At 68.9% G+C, this 16154-nt stretch carries 18 protein-coding genes; 12 read left to right on the forward strand and 6 right to left on the reverse strand.

From position 1 onward, the window contains the following. The first annotated feature begins 38 nt into the window (after nt 1-38). From QE452_RS13175 to dapE, 8 genes are all read left to right on the forward strand, one after another. Nucleotides 39-386, forward strand: a complete 348-nt coding sequence (locus QE452_RS13175; protein WP_309657438.1) for a hypothetical protein — start codon at nt 39-41, stop codon at nt 384-386. A gap of 90 nt (nt 387-476) precedes the next feature. After that, nucleotides 477-611 (forward strand): 50S ribosomal protein L34, encoded by a 135-nt coding sequence (gene rpmH / locus QE452_RS13180; RefSeq protein WP_028056723.1) that lies wholly within the window; start codon nt 477-479, stop codon nt 609-611. A gap of 98 nt (nt 612-709) precedes the next feature. After that, nucleotides 710-1027 carry a ribonuclease P protein component gene (rnpA, locus tag QE452_RS13185; protein WP_309658113.1) on the forward strand — a complete coding sequence of 106 codons (318 nt, stop codon included), beginning with the start codon at nt 710-712 and terminating at the stop codon, nt 1025-1027. Between the two features lie 68 nt (nt 1028-1095). Beyond that, complete coding sequence (gene yidD, locus QE452_RS13190) at nt 1096-1290, forward strand: membrane protein insertion efficiency factor YidD (RefSeq protein WP_206433092.1); 195 nt, start codon at nt 1096-1098, stop codon at nt 1288-1290. A 22-nt stretch (nt 1291-1312) separates the two neighbouring features. Beyond that, entirely contained in the window at nt 1313-3013 is a 1701-nt protein-coding gene (gene yidC, locus QE452_RS13195) for a membrane protein insertase YidC (RefSeq protein ID WP_309657437.1), read from the forward strand. Then, entirely contained in the window at nt 3010-3648 is a 639-nt protein-coding gene (gene yihA / locus QE452_RS13200) for a ribosome biogenesis GTP-binding protein YihA/YsxC (RefSeq protein ID WP_125993327.1), read from the forward strand. Before yidC ends, yihA begins: the two co-directional genes overlap by 4 nt. Nucleotides 3649-3708: 60 nt before the next feature. Beyond that, entirely contained in the window at nt 3709-4377 is a 669-nt protein-coding gene (locus QE452_RS13205; RefSeq protein ID WP_309657436.1) for a glutathione S-transferase family protein, read from the forward strand. Nucleotides 4378-4636: 259 nt separating this feature from the next. Further along, entirely contained in the window at nt 4637-5779 is a 1143-nt protein-coding gene (gene dapE / locus QE452_RS13210; protein WP_309657435.1) for a succinyl-diaminopimelate desuccinylase, read from the forward strand. Here the strand turns inward: dapE and QE452_RS13215 are convergent. The 3 genes from QE452_RS13215 to QE452_RS13225 form a co-directional block, all read right to left on the reverse strand. Then, complete coding sequence (locus QE452_RS13215) at nt 5757-6338, reverse strand: Smr/MutS family protein (RefSeq protein WP_309730140.1); 582 nt, start codon at nt 6336-6338, stop codon at nt 5757-5759. The two genes, dapE and QE452_RS13215, sit on opposite strands and share 23 nt — an antisense overlap. After that, nucleotides 6319-7665, reverse strand: a complete 1347-nt coding sequence (locus tag QE452_RS13220; protein ID WP_309730143.1) for a murein transglycosylase A — start codon at nt 7663-7665, stop codon at nt 6319-6321. The genes QE452_RS13215 and QE452_RS13220 overlap by 20 nt, the downstream gene beginning before the upstream one ends. Before the next feature lie 179 nt (nt 7666-7844). Continuing rightward, entirely contained in the window at nt 7845-8489 is a 645-nt protein-coding gene (locus tag QE452_RS13225; protein WP_309658112.1) for a Tim44/TimA family putative adaptor protein, read from the reverse strand. Between the two features lie 164 nt (nt 8490-8653). Here QE452_RS13225 and secB point away from each other — a divergent pair, with 164 nt between their 5' ends. From secB to trpS, 3 genes are all read left to right on the forward strand, one after another. Then, nucleotides 8654-9154, forward strand: coding sequence for a protein-export chaperone SecB (secB, locus tag QE452_RS13230; RefSeq protein ID WP_309657432.1), 501 nt, complete (start codon nt 8654-8656; stop codon nt 9152-9154). Nucleotides 9155-9241: 87 nt separating this feature from the next. Then, nucleotides 9242-10807: a murein biosynthesis integral membrane protein MurJ gene (murJ, locus tag QE452_RS13235; protein WP_309657431.1), complete on the forward strand. Its 1566-nt coding sequence runs from the start codon at nt 9242-9244 to the stop codon at nt 10805-10807. Nucleotides 10808-10818: 11 nt separating this feature from the next. Continuing rightward, entirely contained in the window at nt 10819-11811 is a 993-nt protein-coding gene (trpS, locus tag QE452_RS13240) for a tryptophan--tRNA ligase (protein WP_125993333.1), read from the forward strand. Nucleotides 11812-12005: 194 nt separating this feature from the next. On the opposite strand, the gene dnaA is transcribed toward trpS, so the two are convergent. The 3 genes from dnaA to mutM all read right to left on the reverse strand — a co-directional run bounded on the left by dnaA (nt 12006) and on the right by mutM (nt 15362). After that, nucleotides 12006-13736 carry a chromosomal replication initiator protein DnaA gene (gene dnaA, locus QE452_RS13245; RefSeq protein WP_309658111.1) on the reverse strand — a complete coding sequence of 577 codons (1731 nt, stop codon included), beginning with the start codon at nt 13734-13736 and terminating at the stop codon, nt 12006-12008. A 428-nt stretch (nt 13737-14164) separates the two neighbouring features. Next, the gene (rpsT, locus tag QE452_RS13250) at nt 14165-14428 is read right to left on the reverse strand and encodes a 30S ribosomal protein S20 (protein WP_125993334.1); all 264 of its coding nucleotides are present in this window, start codon (nt 14426-14428) and stop codon (nt 14165-14167) included. A gap of 118 nt (nt 14429-14546) precedes the next feature. Further along, nucleotides 14547-15362, reverse strand: coding sequence for a bifunctional DNA-formamidopyrimidine glycosylase/DNA-(apurinic or apyrimidinic site) lyase (gene mutM, locus QE452_RS13255; RefSeq protein ID WP_309657430.1), 816 nt, complete (start codon nt 15360-15362; stop codon nt 14547-14549). Nucleotides 15363-15417: 55 nt separating this feature from the next. Between mutM and QE452_RS13260 the strand changes: the two genes are divergently transcribed. Next, nucleotides 15418-16149 carry a class I SAM-dependent methyltransferase gene (locus QE452_RS13260; RefSeq protein WP_125993336.1) on the forward strand — a complete coding sequence of 244 codons (732 nt, stop codon included), beginning with the start codon at nt 15418-15420 and terminating at the stop codon, nt 16147-16149. The last annotated feature ends 5 nt before the right edge of the window (nt 16150-16154 follow it).

Below are 16154 nucleotides of genomic sequence, written 5' to 3' on the forward strand. Positions count from 1 at the left end.
GCCTTGCCTGGATAATACACGCCGGCTAAGATGCTGGCGTGTCGCGGTTCCGCTTTCCGTTTCGATCCAACGCGCCGCGCTCCCCGATCATGCGTGTCGCGCAACTGGCGCTGGGAAGCCTCCTGATCCTGCTGACGCCGCTCGTGATTCCCCTGCCCGGCCCGGCAGGCATCTTCCTATTCGCCGGCGGCCTGATCCTGATCCTGCGCAATTCGCGACTCGCGCGCTGGCATTTCGTGCGCGCCAAGCGACGCTGGCCAAGATTGGGGCGAATCGTCGACCGGGCGATGCGCCGGCGCAGCACGCTCCGCCGCATCGCGCTGGAGAAGCACAAGGCCTCCGCCCCTCACCAGCCCGAGCCCTGCCCGGCGGTTCGGCCACATTGACTTCGCGTCCGATCCTGCCTATGCGCACCGCCACATGGCCGTCCCGCGTGGCGGCCCTTTCTGTTTTCGATGAATACCGAGGAATGAACGATGAAGCGGACCTTCCAGCCGAGCAACCTGGTGCGTGCGCGCCGTCACGGCTTCCGCGCGCGGATGGCGACGGTCGGCGGCCGTGCGGTGATCCGGGCGCGTCGCGCGCGCGGCCGCAAGAAGCTGTCGGCGTAACAGCCTCTCACGATTGCGTGACCGATTCGGCCCCGTCCCCCGTGGACGGCGGCCCGAATCGCGTTTCTGGACCGGGTCGATCGACCGCGATCGTCCAGATGTGCCTGCGCCGCGACTTTCTGGCGGCGAATGGCGGCAAGCGCGCGCCGATGCCGGGATTCGTCCTGCTGGTCCGCGACCGCCAGGATGGCGACGGCATGATGCGGGTCGGCTATACCGTGACCAAGAAGGTCGGCAACGCCGTCGTCCGCAACCGGATGAAGCGGCGCTTGCGCGAACTGGCGCGCGATCTGCTGCCCGAACACGGCGTGGCCGGGGCCGACCATGTGCTGATCGGCCGCAATGGCGGGATCGAGCGCGACTTCGCCCTGCTCCGCACCGAATTGCGCAAGGCGCTGAAAAAGGTGGTCCGGTGAGCGCACCGGCGGACAACTCGCCCGCATCGACGGACGATCGGCCGCCGCGCTGGCCGGCCCGGCTGCTGATCCTGCTGGCGCGCGGCTGGCAGATCGGCCCATCGGCGGTGATGCCGCCCTCCTGCCGGTATGATCCGTCCTGTTCGGCCTATGCAATCACCGCCCTTCGCCGCTATGGCGCGCTGAAAGGGGGCTGGCTGGCAGCGCGGCGGATCGCCCGCTGCCATCCCTGGGGCGGCTTTGGCCCCGATCCTGTCCCGTAAATGATTGGGAATTGACGACGCCGTGAAAGACGATCGCCAGAATTTCGTGCTGTTCGCGGTCTTCGCGGCGCTGATCCTGTTCGGCTGGCCGCTGATCCAGAACAAGTTCTTCCCCAGCAACCCGCCCGCGACCAAGATCGTGGACGGCAAGCAGGTGCCGGTGCCCAATCCGGCCGCGGACCCGACCGCCGACGGCCCCGCCGCGACGCGCGACCGTCGCGTGGTGCTGGCCGAAAGCCCGCGTGTGCGGATCGAGACGCCGCGCCTGCGCGGGTCGATCAACCTGAAGGGGGCGCGGATCGACGATCTGGTGCTGATCGACTATAAGGAAACCGTCGCCAAGAACTCGCCGCCGATCCGCCTGCTGTCGCCGGCCGGCGCGCCCGACGCCTATTTCGCCGGCTTCGGCTGGCGCACCGACGGGTTGCAGCCGCCCGCCGCCGATGCGGTCTGGACCGCCTCCGCCCCCGTCCTGTCGCCCGGCAAGCCGGTCAATCTCGACGCCACCGGCCCGGGCGGGCAGCGGTTCCGCCTGACCTTCTCGGTCGACGGCAACTATATGTTCACCGTGCGCCAGACCGTGCTCAACGCCGGCGCGGCCCCGGTCAGCGTCGCGCCCTATGGCTATGTCAACCGGATCGGCGTGTCGAAGGACCCGGACAGCTGGACGATCCATACCGGCCCGATGTCGGTCAATAACGGCTCGGCAAGCTATGGCCCCGACTTCAAGAACCTGGCCAAGGGGCCGACCCAGTTCAACACGACCGGCGGCTGGCTGGGCTTCACCGACAAATATTGGCTGACCGCGCTGCTGCCCGACCAGTCCTCGACCTTCACCGGCCAGTTCCGCCCCGGCGCGCACGACGCCTTCCAGGCCGATTTCACGGTCAATCCGCGCCGCCTGAACCCCGGCCAGGCGATCACCCAGACCGCGCGCTTCTTCGCGGGCGCCAAGGAAGTCCGCCTGCTCGACCAATATACCGATCATGAAGGCGCGACGAAGCTCGACTATGCGCTCGACTGGGGCTGGTTCCGCTTCATCGAGAAGCCGATCTTCTATTATCTCGACTGGCTGTTCAGCCATGTCTACAATTTCGGCGTCGCGATCATCCTGCTGACGATCACGATCCGCGCCCTGCTCTTCCCGATCGCGCAGCGCCAGTTCGCCTCCATGGCGGCGATGCGCGCGATCCAGCCGCGCATGAAGGCGCTGCAGGAGAAGCATAAGGACGACAAGGTCCGCCTCCAGCAGGAGGTGATGGCGCTGTACAAGGCGGAGAAGGTCAATCCGCTGGCCGGCTGCGTGCCGACGCTGATCCAGATCCCGATCTTCTACGCGCTCTACAAGGTGCTGATGCTGACGATCGAGATGCGCCACCAGCCCTTCATTCTGTGGATCAAGGACCTGTCCGCGCCCGACCCGCTGACCCCGGTCAACCTGTTCGGCCTGCTGCCCTTCGTGCCGCCGCACTGGGCCGCGATCGGCGTGGTGCCGATCCTGCTCGGCATCTCCATGTACTTCCAGTTCAAGCTCAATCCGCAGGCGATGGACGAGACCCAGCGCCAGGTCTTCGCCTTCCTGCCCTGGGTGCTGATGTTCGTGATGGCGCCGTTCGCGGTCGGCCTGCAGATCTACTGGATCACGACCAACTGCATCTCGATCCTGCAGCAGCGCTTGCTCTATGCCCGGCATCCGGGCCTCAAGACGCCGGTGGCGAAATGAGCTTCACCGACGAGGATGTCGAGGCGGCGCGCAAGCTGTTCGCCGGCCCGGTCGCTTTCCTGAAGTCCGCGCCCAAGCTGGAGCATCTGCCCGCGCCCGACGTGCCCGAGGTGGCGTTCGCCGGCCGGTCGAACGTCGGCAAGTCGTCGCTGCTCAACGCGCTGACCAACCGCAACGGGCTGGCGCGCACGTCAAACACGCCGGGGCGGACGCAGGAGCTGAACTTCTTCGACGTCGGGCAACCGCTCGCCTTTCGCCTAGTCGACATGCCCGGCTATGGCTTCGCCAAGGCGCCCAAGGACATGGTCCGCCAGTGGCGCTATCTGGTGAACGACTTCCTGCGCGGTCGCGACGTACTGAAGCGCTGCCTGGTGCTGATCGATTCGCGCCACGGCATCAAGGATGTGGATCGCGAGATCCTGGGGATGCTCGACAAGGCGGCGGTCAGCTATCGGATCGTGCTGACCAAGGCGGACAAGGTGAAGGCCACCGACCTCGCCGCCGTCACCCAGGCGACCGAGGAGGAAGCACGCAAGCGTCCGGCCGCGCATCCCGACATCATCGCCACCTCCAGCGAGGGCGGCATGGGCATCGCCGAACTGCGCGCGGCGGTGCTGGAGGCGGTGAACGCCTGATCCCGCGACCGGGCGGCGCGCCGGTTGCCGCCACCCGGTCCAGCCGCTAGGCCATTGGCCATGAAGCTCATCATCGGCAACAAGGCCTATTCCTCCTGGTCGCTGCGCGGCTGGCTCGCCTGCAAACAGTCGGGCCTGCCGTTCGAGGAGGTGGTCGTGCCGCTCTACGACCAGGAATGGGACCGGCGGCGCGAAGGCGACGAGTTCGCCCCCTCGTCCGGCAAGGTGCCGATCCTGTGGTGCGGCGACGATACGGTGGTGTGGGACAGCCTGGCGATCATCGACTATCTCGCCGACCGGGTCGGCCGCGCGCGGTTCTGGCCGGAGGATGATTCGGCGCGGGCGATGGCCCGGTCGATGGCGGCGGAGATGCACTCCAGCTACCAGAATCTGCGGCGCCAGCATCCGATGAACGTCCGCCAGATCTTCCCGCCCGCCGCGCCCAGCGCCGAGGTGATGGCGGAGCTGCAACGGATCATGGGCCTCTGGGCCCAGGCCCGCGCCCGCTATGGCGGCGAGGGCGAGTATCTGTTCGGCGATTTCGGCGCGGTCGACATCATGTTCGCGCCGGTCTGCACGCGCATCGTCACCTACCAGCTGCCGATCGCGCGCTTCGCGGTCGGCTATATCCAGTCGGTGATTGGCCATCGCTGGATGCAGGACTGGATCGCGGGGGCGCAGGAGGAGGACTGGATCCTCCAGCAATATGAGCAGCCGGCGGCCGGTTGAAGGGTCAGGCGGAGCCGCAGAGAGGACGCGTCCAAGGCTGACCTTTCACCCTTCTGTTCCCCGGCGAAGGCCGGGGCCCAGTTGGGAAGGCGGATGTAAGGGAGCGCGGCGCGTCGTCACCAACGTCCCCCAACTGGGCCCCGGCCTCCGCCGGGGAACTCCATTGTGCAAACGAACGCCCCTTCTCTTCGCCAGCGTCGCGCTCCCCCACCCCACAGCGGCGATTGCACGCCAGCGCCAGTTGCGCGAAGGCCGCCCGATGACCATCCCCCCGCCCCTCGACGTCGTCGCCCTCACCCAGGCGCTGCTCCGCGCCGACAGCGTCACGCCCGCGCGCGGGACCGTGTTCGACGTGCTGGAGGCGGCGCTCACCGCGATCGGCTTCGCGGTCGATCGGTTCACGCTCGGCGAGGCCCCGGACGGACCCGTCGAGAATCTCCTCGCCATACGGGGACAGAATAGCGCGACCGGCGGCCGGCATCTCGCCTTCGCCGGCCATGTCGACGTGGTGCCGCCGGGCGAGGGTTGGACCACATCGCCCTGGTCCGGGACGGAGCGCGGCGGCCTGCTCTACGGACGCGGCGCGGTCGACATGAAGGGCGCGGTTGCCGCCTTTATCGCTGCCGCCGCCGTGGAGACGGGCGGTGCGCTCAGCCTGATCATCACCGGCGACGAGGAGGGGCCGGCCACCTATGGCACGGTGGCGCTGATCGAGCGGATGGCGGCGCGAGGCATCGCCCCCGACTGGTGCCTGGTCGGCGAGCCGACCTCGACCCGGCACCTCGGCGACATGATGAAGATCGGCCGGCGCGGCTCGGTCAATATCTGGGTGACGGTGCCGGGACGTCAGGGTCATGTCGCCTATCCGCACCTCGCCGACAATCCGATCCCCAAGCTGGTCGGGATCCTGGCCGAGGTGGAGGCGATCGTGCTCGATACCGGCAATCGCTGGTTCCAGCCGTCGAACATCGAGGTGACCGACATCGCGGTCGGCAATCCCGCGCATAATGTCATCCCGGCCAAGGCGGAGGCGCGGCTGTCGATCCGCTTCAACGACGAACAGTCCGGCGCGGCGCTGATCGAGCAGATCCGCGCCGTCGCGCACGGCCATGCGCCGGACGCGATCGTCACCGGCCGGATTTCCGGCGAGGCGTTCCTGACCGAGCCGGGCGCCTTCTCCGCCGCCGTCGCCGCTGCCGTCGAGGCGCAGACGGGACAGGTGCCCGAGCTGTCGACCACCGGCGGCACCTCCGACGCGCGTTTCCTGTCGCGACTGTGCCCGACCGTGGAGTTCGGCCTGCTCAACGCGACGATGCACAAGGTGGACGAGGCGGTGGCGATCGACGACCTGCGCATGCTGACCGCGATCTACGCCGACCTTATCCGCCGCGCGGCCGCCTGAGCACCAGATAGAGCGCGCCCGCGCCGCCATGGCGCGGATGCGCGCCGCGGACCGCCGCGATCGATTCGCCGTGGCGCGACATGGCGAGCCAGTCGGCGATCGCCGCGCGGATCGCGCCGCGTGCGTGCGGCCGCTCCGATTCCGGGCGTGGCGGCTTGCCGGTCACCAGCAGCAGCACGCGGTCGCCGCGCCGGATCGCCCGGTCCAGCCCCTGGTCGAGCAGCGCATGGGCGGAGGCGAGCGTATGGCCGTGCAGGTCGAGCGAACTGTCCGGAATCACCCCGCCCCGCGCCAGCCTCTTGTCCCAGGAGGCGTCGAGCGTATTGGCCGCCAGCCCATCCTCGCGCCGGGATGGCGCGGTCGCGACGGTGGCGCGCGGCGCGGCGGGCGTGCGAACCTTGGGCGTCCCGGGCCGGGGCGGCGCGGCGGGGGCGACGACCGGCGCGGTGGCGGCGGCCACGGCGCGCACCGGCATCGACGTCGCGACAGCGCGCATCGGCCGCACCGTCGCCATCACCTTGTGCCAGGCGCTGGCTTCCTCAGGGTTGAGGCGTCGCACCCAGCGCGCTCGTCAGGGGATAGGCGGGTGGCGTGGTCGCGGCGGTCGTCAGGCGGGCGAGCGTGCCGATGGGCAGCAGCAGCCAGGCGGTGCCCCGCGCCGACATGCCGCCGGCGGTCGCCTCCGCGCCCGCGCCCGCACCCCAGAAGGTGTCGAAGCGGTTCGCGCCCTTGATCGCGCCGCCCGTATCCTGCGCCACCCACAGGCCGGTGGCGTCGGCCCGGTCGACCGACAGGAACAGCGGCGCGCCGAGCGGCACGAACTTCGGGTCGGCGGCGGCGCTCACCTGCCCCGTCACCGCATAGCCCATCGCGCCCTGGGGCGGGCCGTCCAGCTCGCGGAAGAAGACGAAGCTCCTGTTCTCGCGCATCAGCGCCGCGCCCTCGACGGGATGGTCGTGCAGCCAGGCGACGATCCCCTGCATCGACGCCTGGCCCGGTTGCAGCAGCCCGCGCTGGCGCATCAGGCTGCCGATGCCGGTATAGGCGCGGCCATTCTGCGTGTCATAGCCGATGCGCAGGATGTTGCCGTCGGGCAGGCGCAACCGCCCCGAGCCCTGGATCTGGAGGAAGAACATCTCCACCGGATCGGCGGCCCAGGCGATGACGGGGGCGCGGCCGGCCAGTGCGCCCTGTTCGATCTGGGTGCGGTCGTAATAGGGCACCAGCGCACTGCCCTGCACCCGGCCGCGCACCTTCTTGCCCTTCAAATCGTCGGAGAATTGGCCGAGATCGACATCGATCAGGTCGCTGGGCCGGCCATAGACCGGCACCTCATATCCGGCGCGCCGCTCCAGCGCGCCCCGGATTTCCGGCTCGTAATAGCCGGTGGCGAAGGCGCGGCCGTCACCGACCTGCACCGCTTCAAACTGGCTGGCGAAGAAGGCGCGGGCATCGCCGCCGGCATTGGCGGCGGTGCAGGCGGCCTGCCAGTCGGCCCCGCGCGTCAAGCCGGTCGTGTCGGTGCGGCGCATCAGGCCGGGGCAGGATCGCGCAAAGGCCGTGCGGGCGGCCGCAGCTTGCGCATCGGTGATCGGCAGGGTGGCGACCGGCGGGCCGGCGACGATGCCGGCGGCGAGCGCATTGGCCGGCGCTGGCGGCACGACCACCGCCTGGGCCGGGATCGGCGTCGCCGCGACGATGCGGCCATCGGCCTGGCGCACCGCGACGGGACGCTCGTCCCGGACCAGATGATGCTGCGCAGGGCGAGTGGCGGTGGATGCGGGCCGGCCGGCCGGTGCGGTGCCGCCGCCGGGCGCGGGTGGCACGATCATGCCGCCGCATCCGCTCAGCGCGAACACCAGCGCCATTCCCCCGATCCACCGCATCCTGATCCTTCCCGATAATCTCAAATTTTGGAGAGGCTGCCCCCGCTCGTTCCCCGGCAAAGGCCGGGGCCCAGTCGGGAAGGCCGAAGCAACGGAGCGCATCGCGCCATCACGATCGTCCCCCAGCTGGGCCCCGGCGTTTGCCGGGGAACAGTGTCGAACAGATCAGATCGCGCCGATCACGCCTCGTCGGTGTCGGCGAGCTTCCAGTTCGGGTCCTGGCTCTTCAGCGTCCGGGCGAAGGTCCAGACGTCATGCGTCTCGACCGCGTCGGTCAGCGAGCCGGCGACGACCTGCCCCTCGGCATTGCGGGTGATGGCGGCGATGTCGGCATCGAAGCGCACCGTGATCCGCGCCTCGCGGCCCTGCACGCTGGCATCGGCGATGACCGCGCGCTCGATCGTGACCAGCCGGTTGTCCAGCGTCTCGCCCGCCTCGCGGCGCATCGCGATCGCCTCGGCGAAAGCAGCATGGACCGAATCCTCGGTCAGCTCGGACAGCGTCGCCTCGTCGCCCTTCCAAAAGGCCTCGAGGATCATGCGATAGGCGGAGCGTGCCCCGCCCAGGAACTGGCCGACGTCGAAGCCCGGCTCGCCCGCGACGATCGCGCGCAGCCCGGCCTCGGCCCGCGGGTCGATATTGCGGTTGGCCAGCTCGCGCGGCTCGGGGGTCACATCGATGGTGCGCGGCGCGGCGGCCACGGCGGGGCGGTCCTCGGCGGTGCGCGCCAGGGGCTGCTGTTCATGGCCCGTGCGTTTTCCCAGCACCCCGTAGAGACGGAGCGCGAGAAACGCGGCAATCATCGCGAACACAATTACGTACAGCACCAGGCCTCCGATCTTCCCGCCAACATAGGCGTCTATGCCGCCCGTTACAAATACGCACCCGTTGAATCCGTACCCCCGCGCTGCTAGTTGCGACGGCCGATAGATCGAACGCGCGAACGCGCCGCTCGCTCCCCCTCTCCTATAGACCAAGGGAATAGCAAATGGACCAGGATTACGGCGCGTCGCAGCAGCCGATGGCGAATGGTGCCGACACCGCCCCCGCCGCCGGCATGATCTCGCAGTACATCAAGGACCTGTCGTTCGAGAACCCGAACGCCCCGGCGATCTTCCAGGTGCAGACCCCGCCGGCGATCGACGTGCAGTTCAATATCGGCTCCAGCAAGGTCGCCGACGACGTGCACGAGGTCGTGCTGAAGATCGAGGTGAAGGCCGACAGCGACGGTCAGACCGCCTTCATCGTCGACCTGTCCTATGCCGGCCTGTTCGGCTTCCGCAACGTGCCCGAGGACCAGATCCAGCCGTTCATGCTCGGCGAAGCGCCGCGCCTGCTCTTCCCCTTCGCGCGCCGCGTGCTCGCCGATGCGGTGCGCGACGGCGGCTTCCCGCCGCTGCTGCTCGAGCCGATCGATTTCGGCGCGCTCTATCTGCAGCAGGCGCAGGCCAATGTCGACACCACCGGCGCGACCTTCGGCAACGCCTGATCCTTCCTCCAGCCACCGCCCCGGCCGATCCGCCGGGGCGGTGACCGGGCCTAGACCGCCCCTCCTTCCTCCCGGAACACCCGCCCTGTGAACCTCACCAAAGCGCTCGGTTCGGTCGGGGGGCTGACGCTCGCCAGCCGCGTCCTGGGTCTCGTCCGCGATACGCTGTTCGCGCGCTTCATCGGCGCCAGCTTCGCCTCCGACGCCTTCCTGATCGCGTTCCGGCTGCCCAATCTGTTCCGCGCGCTGTTTGCGGAAGGCGCCTTCTCCGCCGCCTTCATCCCGATGTTCAACCACAAGGTCGCCGATCCGAAGGGGCGCGGCCTGCCCGACGGCGTCGCCTTTGCCGAGGATTCGCTGTCGGTGCTGCTGCCGGTGCTGATCGGCATGACCGCCCTGGTCGAGATCTTCGCCTGGCCGGTCACCTGGCTGCTGACGCTCGGCTTCCGCGACGCGACGCCGGAGCGGTTCGCCTTCGTCGTGATGCTGTGCCGGCTGACCTTTCCCTATCTGCTGCTGATCAGCATCGTGTCGCTGCTCGGCGGCATCCTCAATTCGCTGCACCGGTTCTGGGTCAATGCCGCCGCGCCGATCCTGCTCAACCTGACGCTGATCGCGGCGCTGCTGCTGTTCCACACCCCCGACCCGCTGCTGACCGCGCGCAACCAGGCGATCGCGGTGACGGTGTCGGGCGCGTTCCAGCTCGCCTGGCTGTGGTGGGCCTGCCGGCAGGCGGGGGTGCGGCTGCGCATCAAGCGGCCGACGCTGAATCCGGACGTGAAGCGGCTGATGGCGCTGATCTGGCCCGCCGCCGCCGGGGCCGGCGCGGTGCAGATCAACCTCGTCGTCTCCACCGCGCTCGCCGCGACACTGCTGCCCGCCGGCTCGGTCAGCTACATCTATTATGCCGACCGGCTGAACCAGTTGCCGCTCGGCCTGATCGGCATCGGGCTCGGCACCGTGCTGCTGCCGACCATCTCGCGCCAATTGGGGCGCGGCGACGAAGCGGAGGCGATGGCGACTCAGAACCGGGGCATGGAGCTGGCGCTGTTCCTGACCCTGCCCGCCACCATCGCCCTGGTCGTCTGCGGCGTGCCGATCGTCGCGGCGCTGTTCCAGCATGGCAAGTTCGGTGCGATGGACAGCTTCTATTGTGCGCAGGCGCTCGCCGCCTTCTCGATCGGCCTGCCCTCCTACATCCTCGTCAAGGTGCTGACGCCCGGCTATTATGCCCGCGCCGACACGCGCACGCCGGTGCGCTATGCGACCATGTCGATGGCGGTGAACCTGCTGCTCAACCTCGCCTTCATCGTGCCGCTGCGCCATATGGGTCCGCCGCTGGCCACCGCGATCGCCAGCAGCGTCAACGTCTTCCTCCTCTATCGCACGTTGCGCCAGCGCGGCGAGTTCCTGCCCGACGCGCAGCTTCGCCGCCGCGCGCCGCGCCTGCTCGTCGCCGCCCTGCTGATGGGCGCGGCGATGTGGTGCCTGAACGACCTGTTCCAACCCTATGTCACCGGCACCAGCCTGGCCCGCTGGACCGCGCTCAGCGTGCTGGTCGCGACCGGCCTCCTCGTCTATGCCGCCGCCACCATGCTCACCGGCGCGGTCCGCGTCGCGGACCTCAAGCGACTGGTGCGCCGCCCCGCCTGAAGGACATCACATTGCGCGTCGTCTCCGGAATCCAGCCCACCGGCAACCTCCATCTCGGCAACTATCTGGGCGCGATCAAGCAATGGGTCGCGATGCAGCACCAGGCGGAGTCGCTGTTCTTCCTCGCCGACCTGCACGCCCTGACCGTCGCGATCGACCCGAAGGAACTGGCCGCCAACACGATCGAGATGGCCGCGACCCTGGTCGCCTGCGGCGTCGATCCCGACACGGCGATCCTGTTCAACCAGGCGCGCGTCCCCGCCCATGCCGAGCTGTGCTGGCTGCTCCAGGGCACCGCACGGATGGGCTGGCTCAACCGGATGACGCAGTGGAAGGACAAGGCGGGCAAGAATCGCGAGGGCGCGAGCGTCGGCCTGTTCACCTATCCGGTGCTCCAGGCCGCCGATGTGCTGCTCTACCAGGCGACGCATGTGCCGGTCGGCGACGACCAGCGCCAGCATCTGGAGCTGGCGCGCGATATCGCCACCAAGTTCAACCTCGACTTCGACGTGGCGCTGTTCACCCTGCCCGAACCCTATATCTCGCCCGCCGCGCCGCGGATCATGAGCCTGCGCGACGGCAGCGCGAAGATGTCCAAGTCGGACCCGTCCGAGGCATCGCGGATCGCGCTGATCGATTCGGACGACGTGATCGCGCAGAAGCTGCGCAAGGCGAAGACCGATGCCGAGCCGTTGCCCAGCGAAGCGGCCGGGCTGGCGGAGCGGCCCGAGGCGCGCAACCTGGTGACGATCTTCGCGGCGCTGGCCGGGACCAGCGTCGATTCGGTGCTGGCCGACCATGCCGGCCAGGGCTTCGGCGCGTTCAAGCCCGCGCTCGCCGACCTCGCCATCGCCCAGCTCGCGCCGATTCGCGACCGGCTGACCCGCCTACTGGACGACCGGACCGCCGTCGCCGCGATCCTGGAGCGCGGTGCGGAGCGGGCCCGGGCGCTGGCCGCGCCGACCCTGTTGCAGGCCCAGCGGGCGACCGGGCTACAGGTCTGAGAATCCACGGGGCGCATCCGCGCGCCCCGGCCGACCAAGTCTGGGCTCCTGCGTCCGCAGGAGCACGGTGGTAGGCTGGCGGCTATAGTAGCGGGACGCGGATGACATCGGCTCGACTCAAGCCGTCATTGCGAGCGTAGCGAAGCGATCCAGAGCATCACGCGCGCCCGTGGATGGCTTTGCTGCGGCCGGGATCAGGCTTCCAGCTCGCGCAGCAGCACCCGCACCGCCGAATCGATCTCGCGATCGGTATCGCGCAATTGCTCGATCTTGCGGACCGCATGGATCACGGTCGAATGGTCGCGCCCGCCGAACTTGCGGCCGATCTCGGGCAGCGAGCGGGTGGTCAGGCGCTTGGCGAGATACATGGCGATCTGGCGCGGCCGCGCCACCGACCGGCTGCGCCGCGCCGACACCATGTCGAGCGGCTTCAGGTCGAAGAACTGGGTCACCAGCTTCTGGATATCGTCGATCGTCACCCGCCGCTCGGCCCCGCGCAGCGTGTCGCCCAGCGTCTGCACCGCGAAGTCCATGTCGACCCGCTGACCGGTCAGCTGCGCATAGGCGACCACCCGGTTCAGCGCGCCTTCCAGCTCGCGGATGTTGGTGTTGATCCGCGCCGCGATCAGCTCGATCACCTCGACCGGCACGACCGCGTCCGGCAGGTCGGCCATTTTGCGGTCCAGGATCGCGCGGCGCAGCGCCAGGTTGGGCGCCTTGATATCGGCGACCAGCCCGGCCGACAGCCGGCTGACGATTCGCGGCTCGATCGCGTCCAGCGCCTGTGGCGCCCGATCGGCGCAGATCACCAGCCGCTTGCCGTTCAGCACGATCTCATTGATCGTGTGGAAGAATTCTTCCTGCGTCGATCCCTTGCCGGCGATGAACTGAAGATCGTCGATCATCAGCAGGTCCGCCGACCGCAGCCGCGCCTTGAACGCGTGCGTGTCGCGCGCGCGCAGCGCCGAGACGAATTCGAACATGAACCGCTCGGCCGACATGTAGAGCACCTGCGCGCTCGGCACCGCCGCCTGATAGGCATGGCCGATCGCGTTCATCAGATGCGTCTTGCCCTGTCCTGTGCCGCCATGGAGGAACAGCGGTGAGAAACGCGGCACGCCCGGCTCGGCGAGCGCACAGGCGGCGTTGAACGCCACCATGTTCGACGAATCGACGACGAATCGGTTGAAGGTGAGGCGGGGGTCCAGCGCCGGCCGATCCATGGCGGCGCGCGGCGCGATCAGCGGCTCGGGCGCGGGGATGGACACGCCGAACACCGGGCGCGGCGTCACCGGCGTCTCGTCCCGCGCCATCGGGGCGGGCACCGGCTGGGTCTCGGCCGGAATGGCGGTCGGGATCGCGGCCGGGGCCAGGGGCGAAGTCGGCTTCGCGGTGGCGCGCTTCTTCGCCACGGACGCGGCGAGAGACGGCGGGACCGCGACGGGCGCCGGAGCCGCGACGACGGGCGTCGGAGCTACGGCGGCGGGTGCCGGAGCCGCAGGCGTCGCGATCCGGGGCATGACGGGGCGGGTGCTGGCGACGGTGCGGCGACGGGTCGGGACCAGCTGGCGCGCGCCGCTGGCGACGCGGTCACCCGCCGCGCACAGCGAGGCGACCTCGGCCAGCGGGATCGGCGGCGTCTGCGCCGTCACCACCACCGGCGGCGTGGTGCGCGGCCGGGTCTCGATCGACACGAGCCGCACGTCGGGCAGGACGCGCTGGAACTCCATCGCCAGCCGGTCGGCATAATGGCTCCGCACCCAGTTGGTGACGAAGGCGGATGGCAAGGCCAGCCGGATCGATTCGGCATCGTCGCTGGGCACCAGCTCGATCGGCTTCAGCCATTGCTCGAATACGCGGGGGCCCGCCGACTCGCGCAGCGAGGCACGGACCCGCGCCCAGGCCAGGGCCTGTTCGCTCGCCATGCCGGACTGCCTGTTCGTCACGCACATTTCTCCCATCGGCAAAGCACCCGTGCTTGCCGGTCCTCGAGTCAAAAAGTGTCAGCATCCCCCGTTGGGCGATCACGAATCGCCCAGCCCCAGTTCGCTGGTGATGTAGAATCGACGAAGGTCATCGTCGGTGTGGTCACGGGATATGAAGGACCGGGGGGTTCGATCAAGTCACGAAAGGGAAATATACGGGATTGACAGGCCACCGGCCGCAGAAACCCGTCGAAAATCTTCTAAGCCATTGAATCTGCACGGATTTTTCTGCCACAGCCGAATCACTGGACACTCGAATCGTGGGGAATCCTTGGGTTTGAAAGCGGTGCGTTTTTGTTCCAGACGCGCACGAAAAAACCCGCCGGAGCCATGCTCCGACGGGCCAATTCGTTAACCCTTTGCTGGGTTCAGGCGAGCGTCGCGACCGCCTTGGTCAGGCGCGAGAACTTGCGGCTGGCGGTGTTCTTGTGAAGCACGCCCTTGGCCACGCCGCGCGCCAGCTCGGGTTGCGCCGCTGCCAGCGCCGCGGTCGCCGCCGGCTTGTCGCCCGATGCGAGCGCCGCCTCGACCTTCTTCACGAAGGTGCGGATACGGCTGACGCGAGCGCCGTTGATCTCGGCGCGGCGCTCGTTGCGACGGATGCGCTTCTTGGCTTGCGGCGTGTTCGCCATTCTTGAACGTCCTCGACTTATAAACGGGAAAGGAGCGCGGAGACGACTCCACGCTCGGATTGGTCGCGGCCTTACCGATTTTGGGGCCGGTGGTCAACCGGAACCACCCCCGATCGGGTCAGCCGCGCTGGCAGCGCGGGCACCAGAAGGTCGAGCGTCCCGATTCGGTTCGCCGCCGCACCGGCCCGCCACAGGCACAGGGTTCGTCCTCTCGGCCATAGACCAGGAACTGCTTGGAAAAATAGCCAAGCTCGCCGTCCGGGGCGGCGAAGTCGCGCAGCGTCGATCCGCCCGCCGCGATCGCCGATTCGAGGACCTCCCGGATCGCCGTCACCAGCCGCTCGAGTCGCGGCAGCGCGATCCGCCCGGCCTCGCGCGACGGGGCGATTCGCGCCATGTGCAGCGCCTCGCACACATAGATGTTGCCGAGTCCCGCGACGATCCGCTGGTCGAGCAGCATCGCCTTGATCGGCGCCGACCGCCCCTCCAGCGCCTGCAACAGATAGTCGGCGGTGAGGTCCGGCCCCAGCGGTTCCGGCCCCATGGCGAGGAACGCCGGGTAGGACTCGAGTTCGGCGGTCGGCAGCAGGTCGATAAAGCCGAATCGCCGGGGATCGTTCAGCGCCAGCCGCCGCCCCGCCTCCGTCTCGATCAGCAGATGGTCGTGCGCCAGCGACTCGGCCGGATCGACCCGCCATCGCCCCGACATGCCCAGGTGGAAGATCATGGTGTCGCCGCGATCGGTCTCGACCAGCCCATATTTGGCGCGGCGGCCGAGCGTGGTGACCACCGCCCCCTGCATCCGCTGGCGCAGGTCGAGGGGAATCGCCTTGCGCAGGTCGGCGCGGCGCGGCTCGACCAGGCGCAGCCGCTGCCCGGCGAGAACGGGGGTGAGGCCACGCACGGTGGTCTCGACTTCGGGAAGTTCTGGCACGCCGATCAGCTAGGTAGCGTTTGCCCCTGCCACAAGCGCCCGCTAGGGCGGTGGCATGACCGATACAGTCTCCTTCGGCTACGAAGACGTCGCTCCCGAGGAAAAGACCCGCCGGGTCGGTGGCGTGTTCGCCAGCGTCGCGAAAAACTACGACCTGATGAACGATGCCATGTCGGGCGGCATGCACCGCCTGTGGAAGGATCGCTTCGTCCGCCGGGTGAAGCCGCGGCGCGGCGAGCAGATCCTCGACATGGCGGGCGGCACCGGCGACATCGCCTTCCGCCTGGCGGAAAGCGGCGCGTCGATCACCGTCGCCGACATCAATCCGGCGATGCTGGACGTCGGCATGGCGCGCGCGCAGAAGCGTGGCATCGACGGGCTGGTCTGGACCGAGGCGAATGCCGAGGTGCTGACCTTCCCGGACCGTTTCTTTGACGCCTATACGATCGCCTTCGGCATCCGGAACGTGACCGACATCCCCAAGGCCCTGCGCGAGGCGCATCGGGTGCTGCGACGCGGCGGGCGCTTCTTCTGCCTGGAATTCTCGACCGTCGAGTGGCCGGGCTTCGCCGACATCTACGACGCCTATTCGCATCGCCTGGTGCCCAAGCTGGGGCAGATGCTGGCGGGCGATGCCGACAGCTATAAATATCTGGTCGAATCGATCCGCCGCTTCCCGCCCATGCCGCGTTTCGAGGCGATGATCGGCGAGGCGGGCTTCGTGAACACGCGGGTCGAGCCGATCATGGGCGGCCTGGTCGCCATCCATTCCGGCTGGAAGATCTGACGCCC

The organism is Sphingomonas sp. SORGH_AS_0438 (genome assembly GCF_031453475.1).
Lineage (GTDB): Bacteria > Pseudomonadota > Alphaproteobacteria > Sphingomonadales > Sphingomonadaceae > Sphingomonas.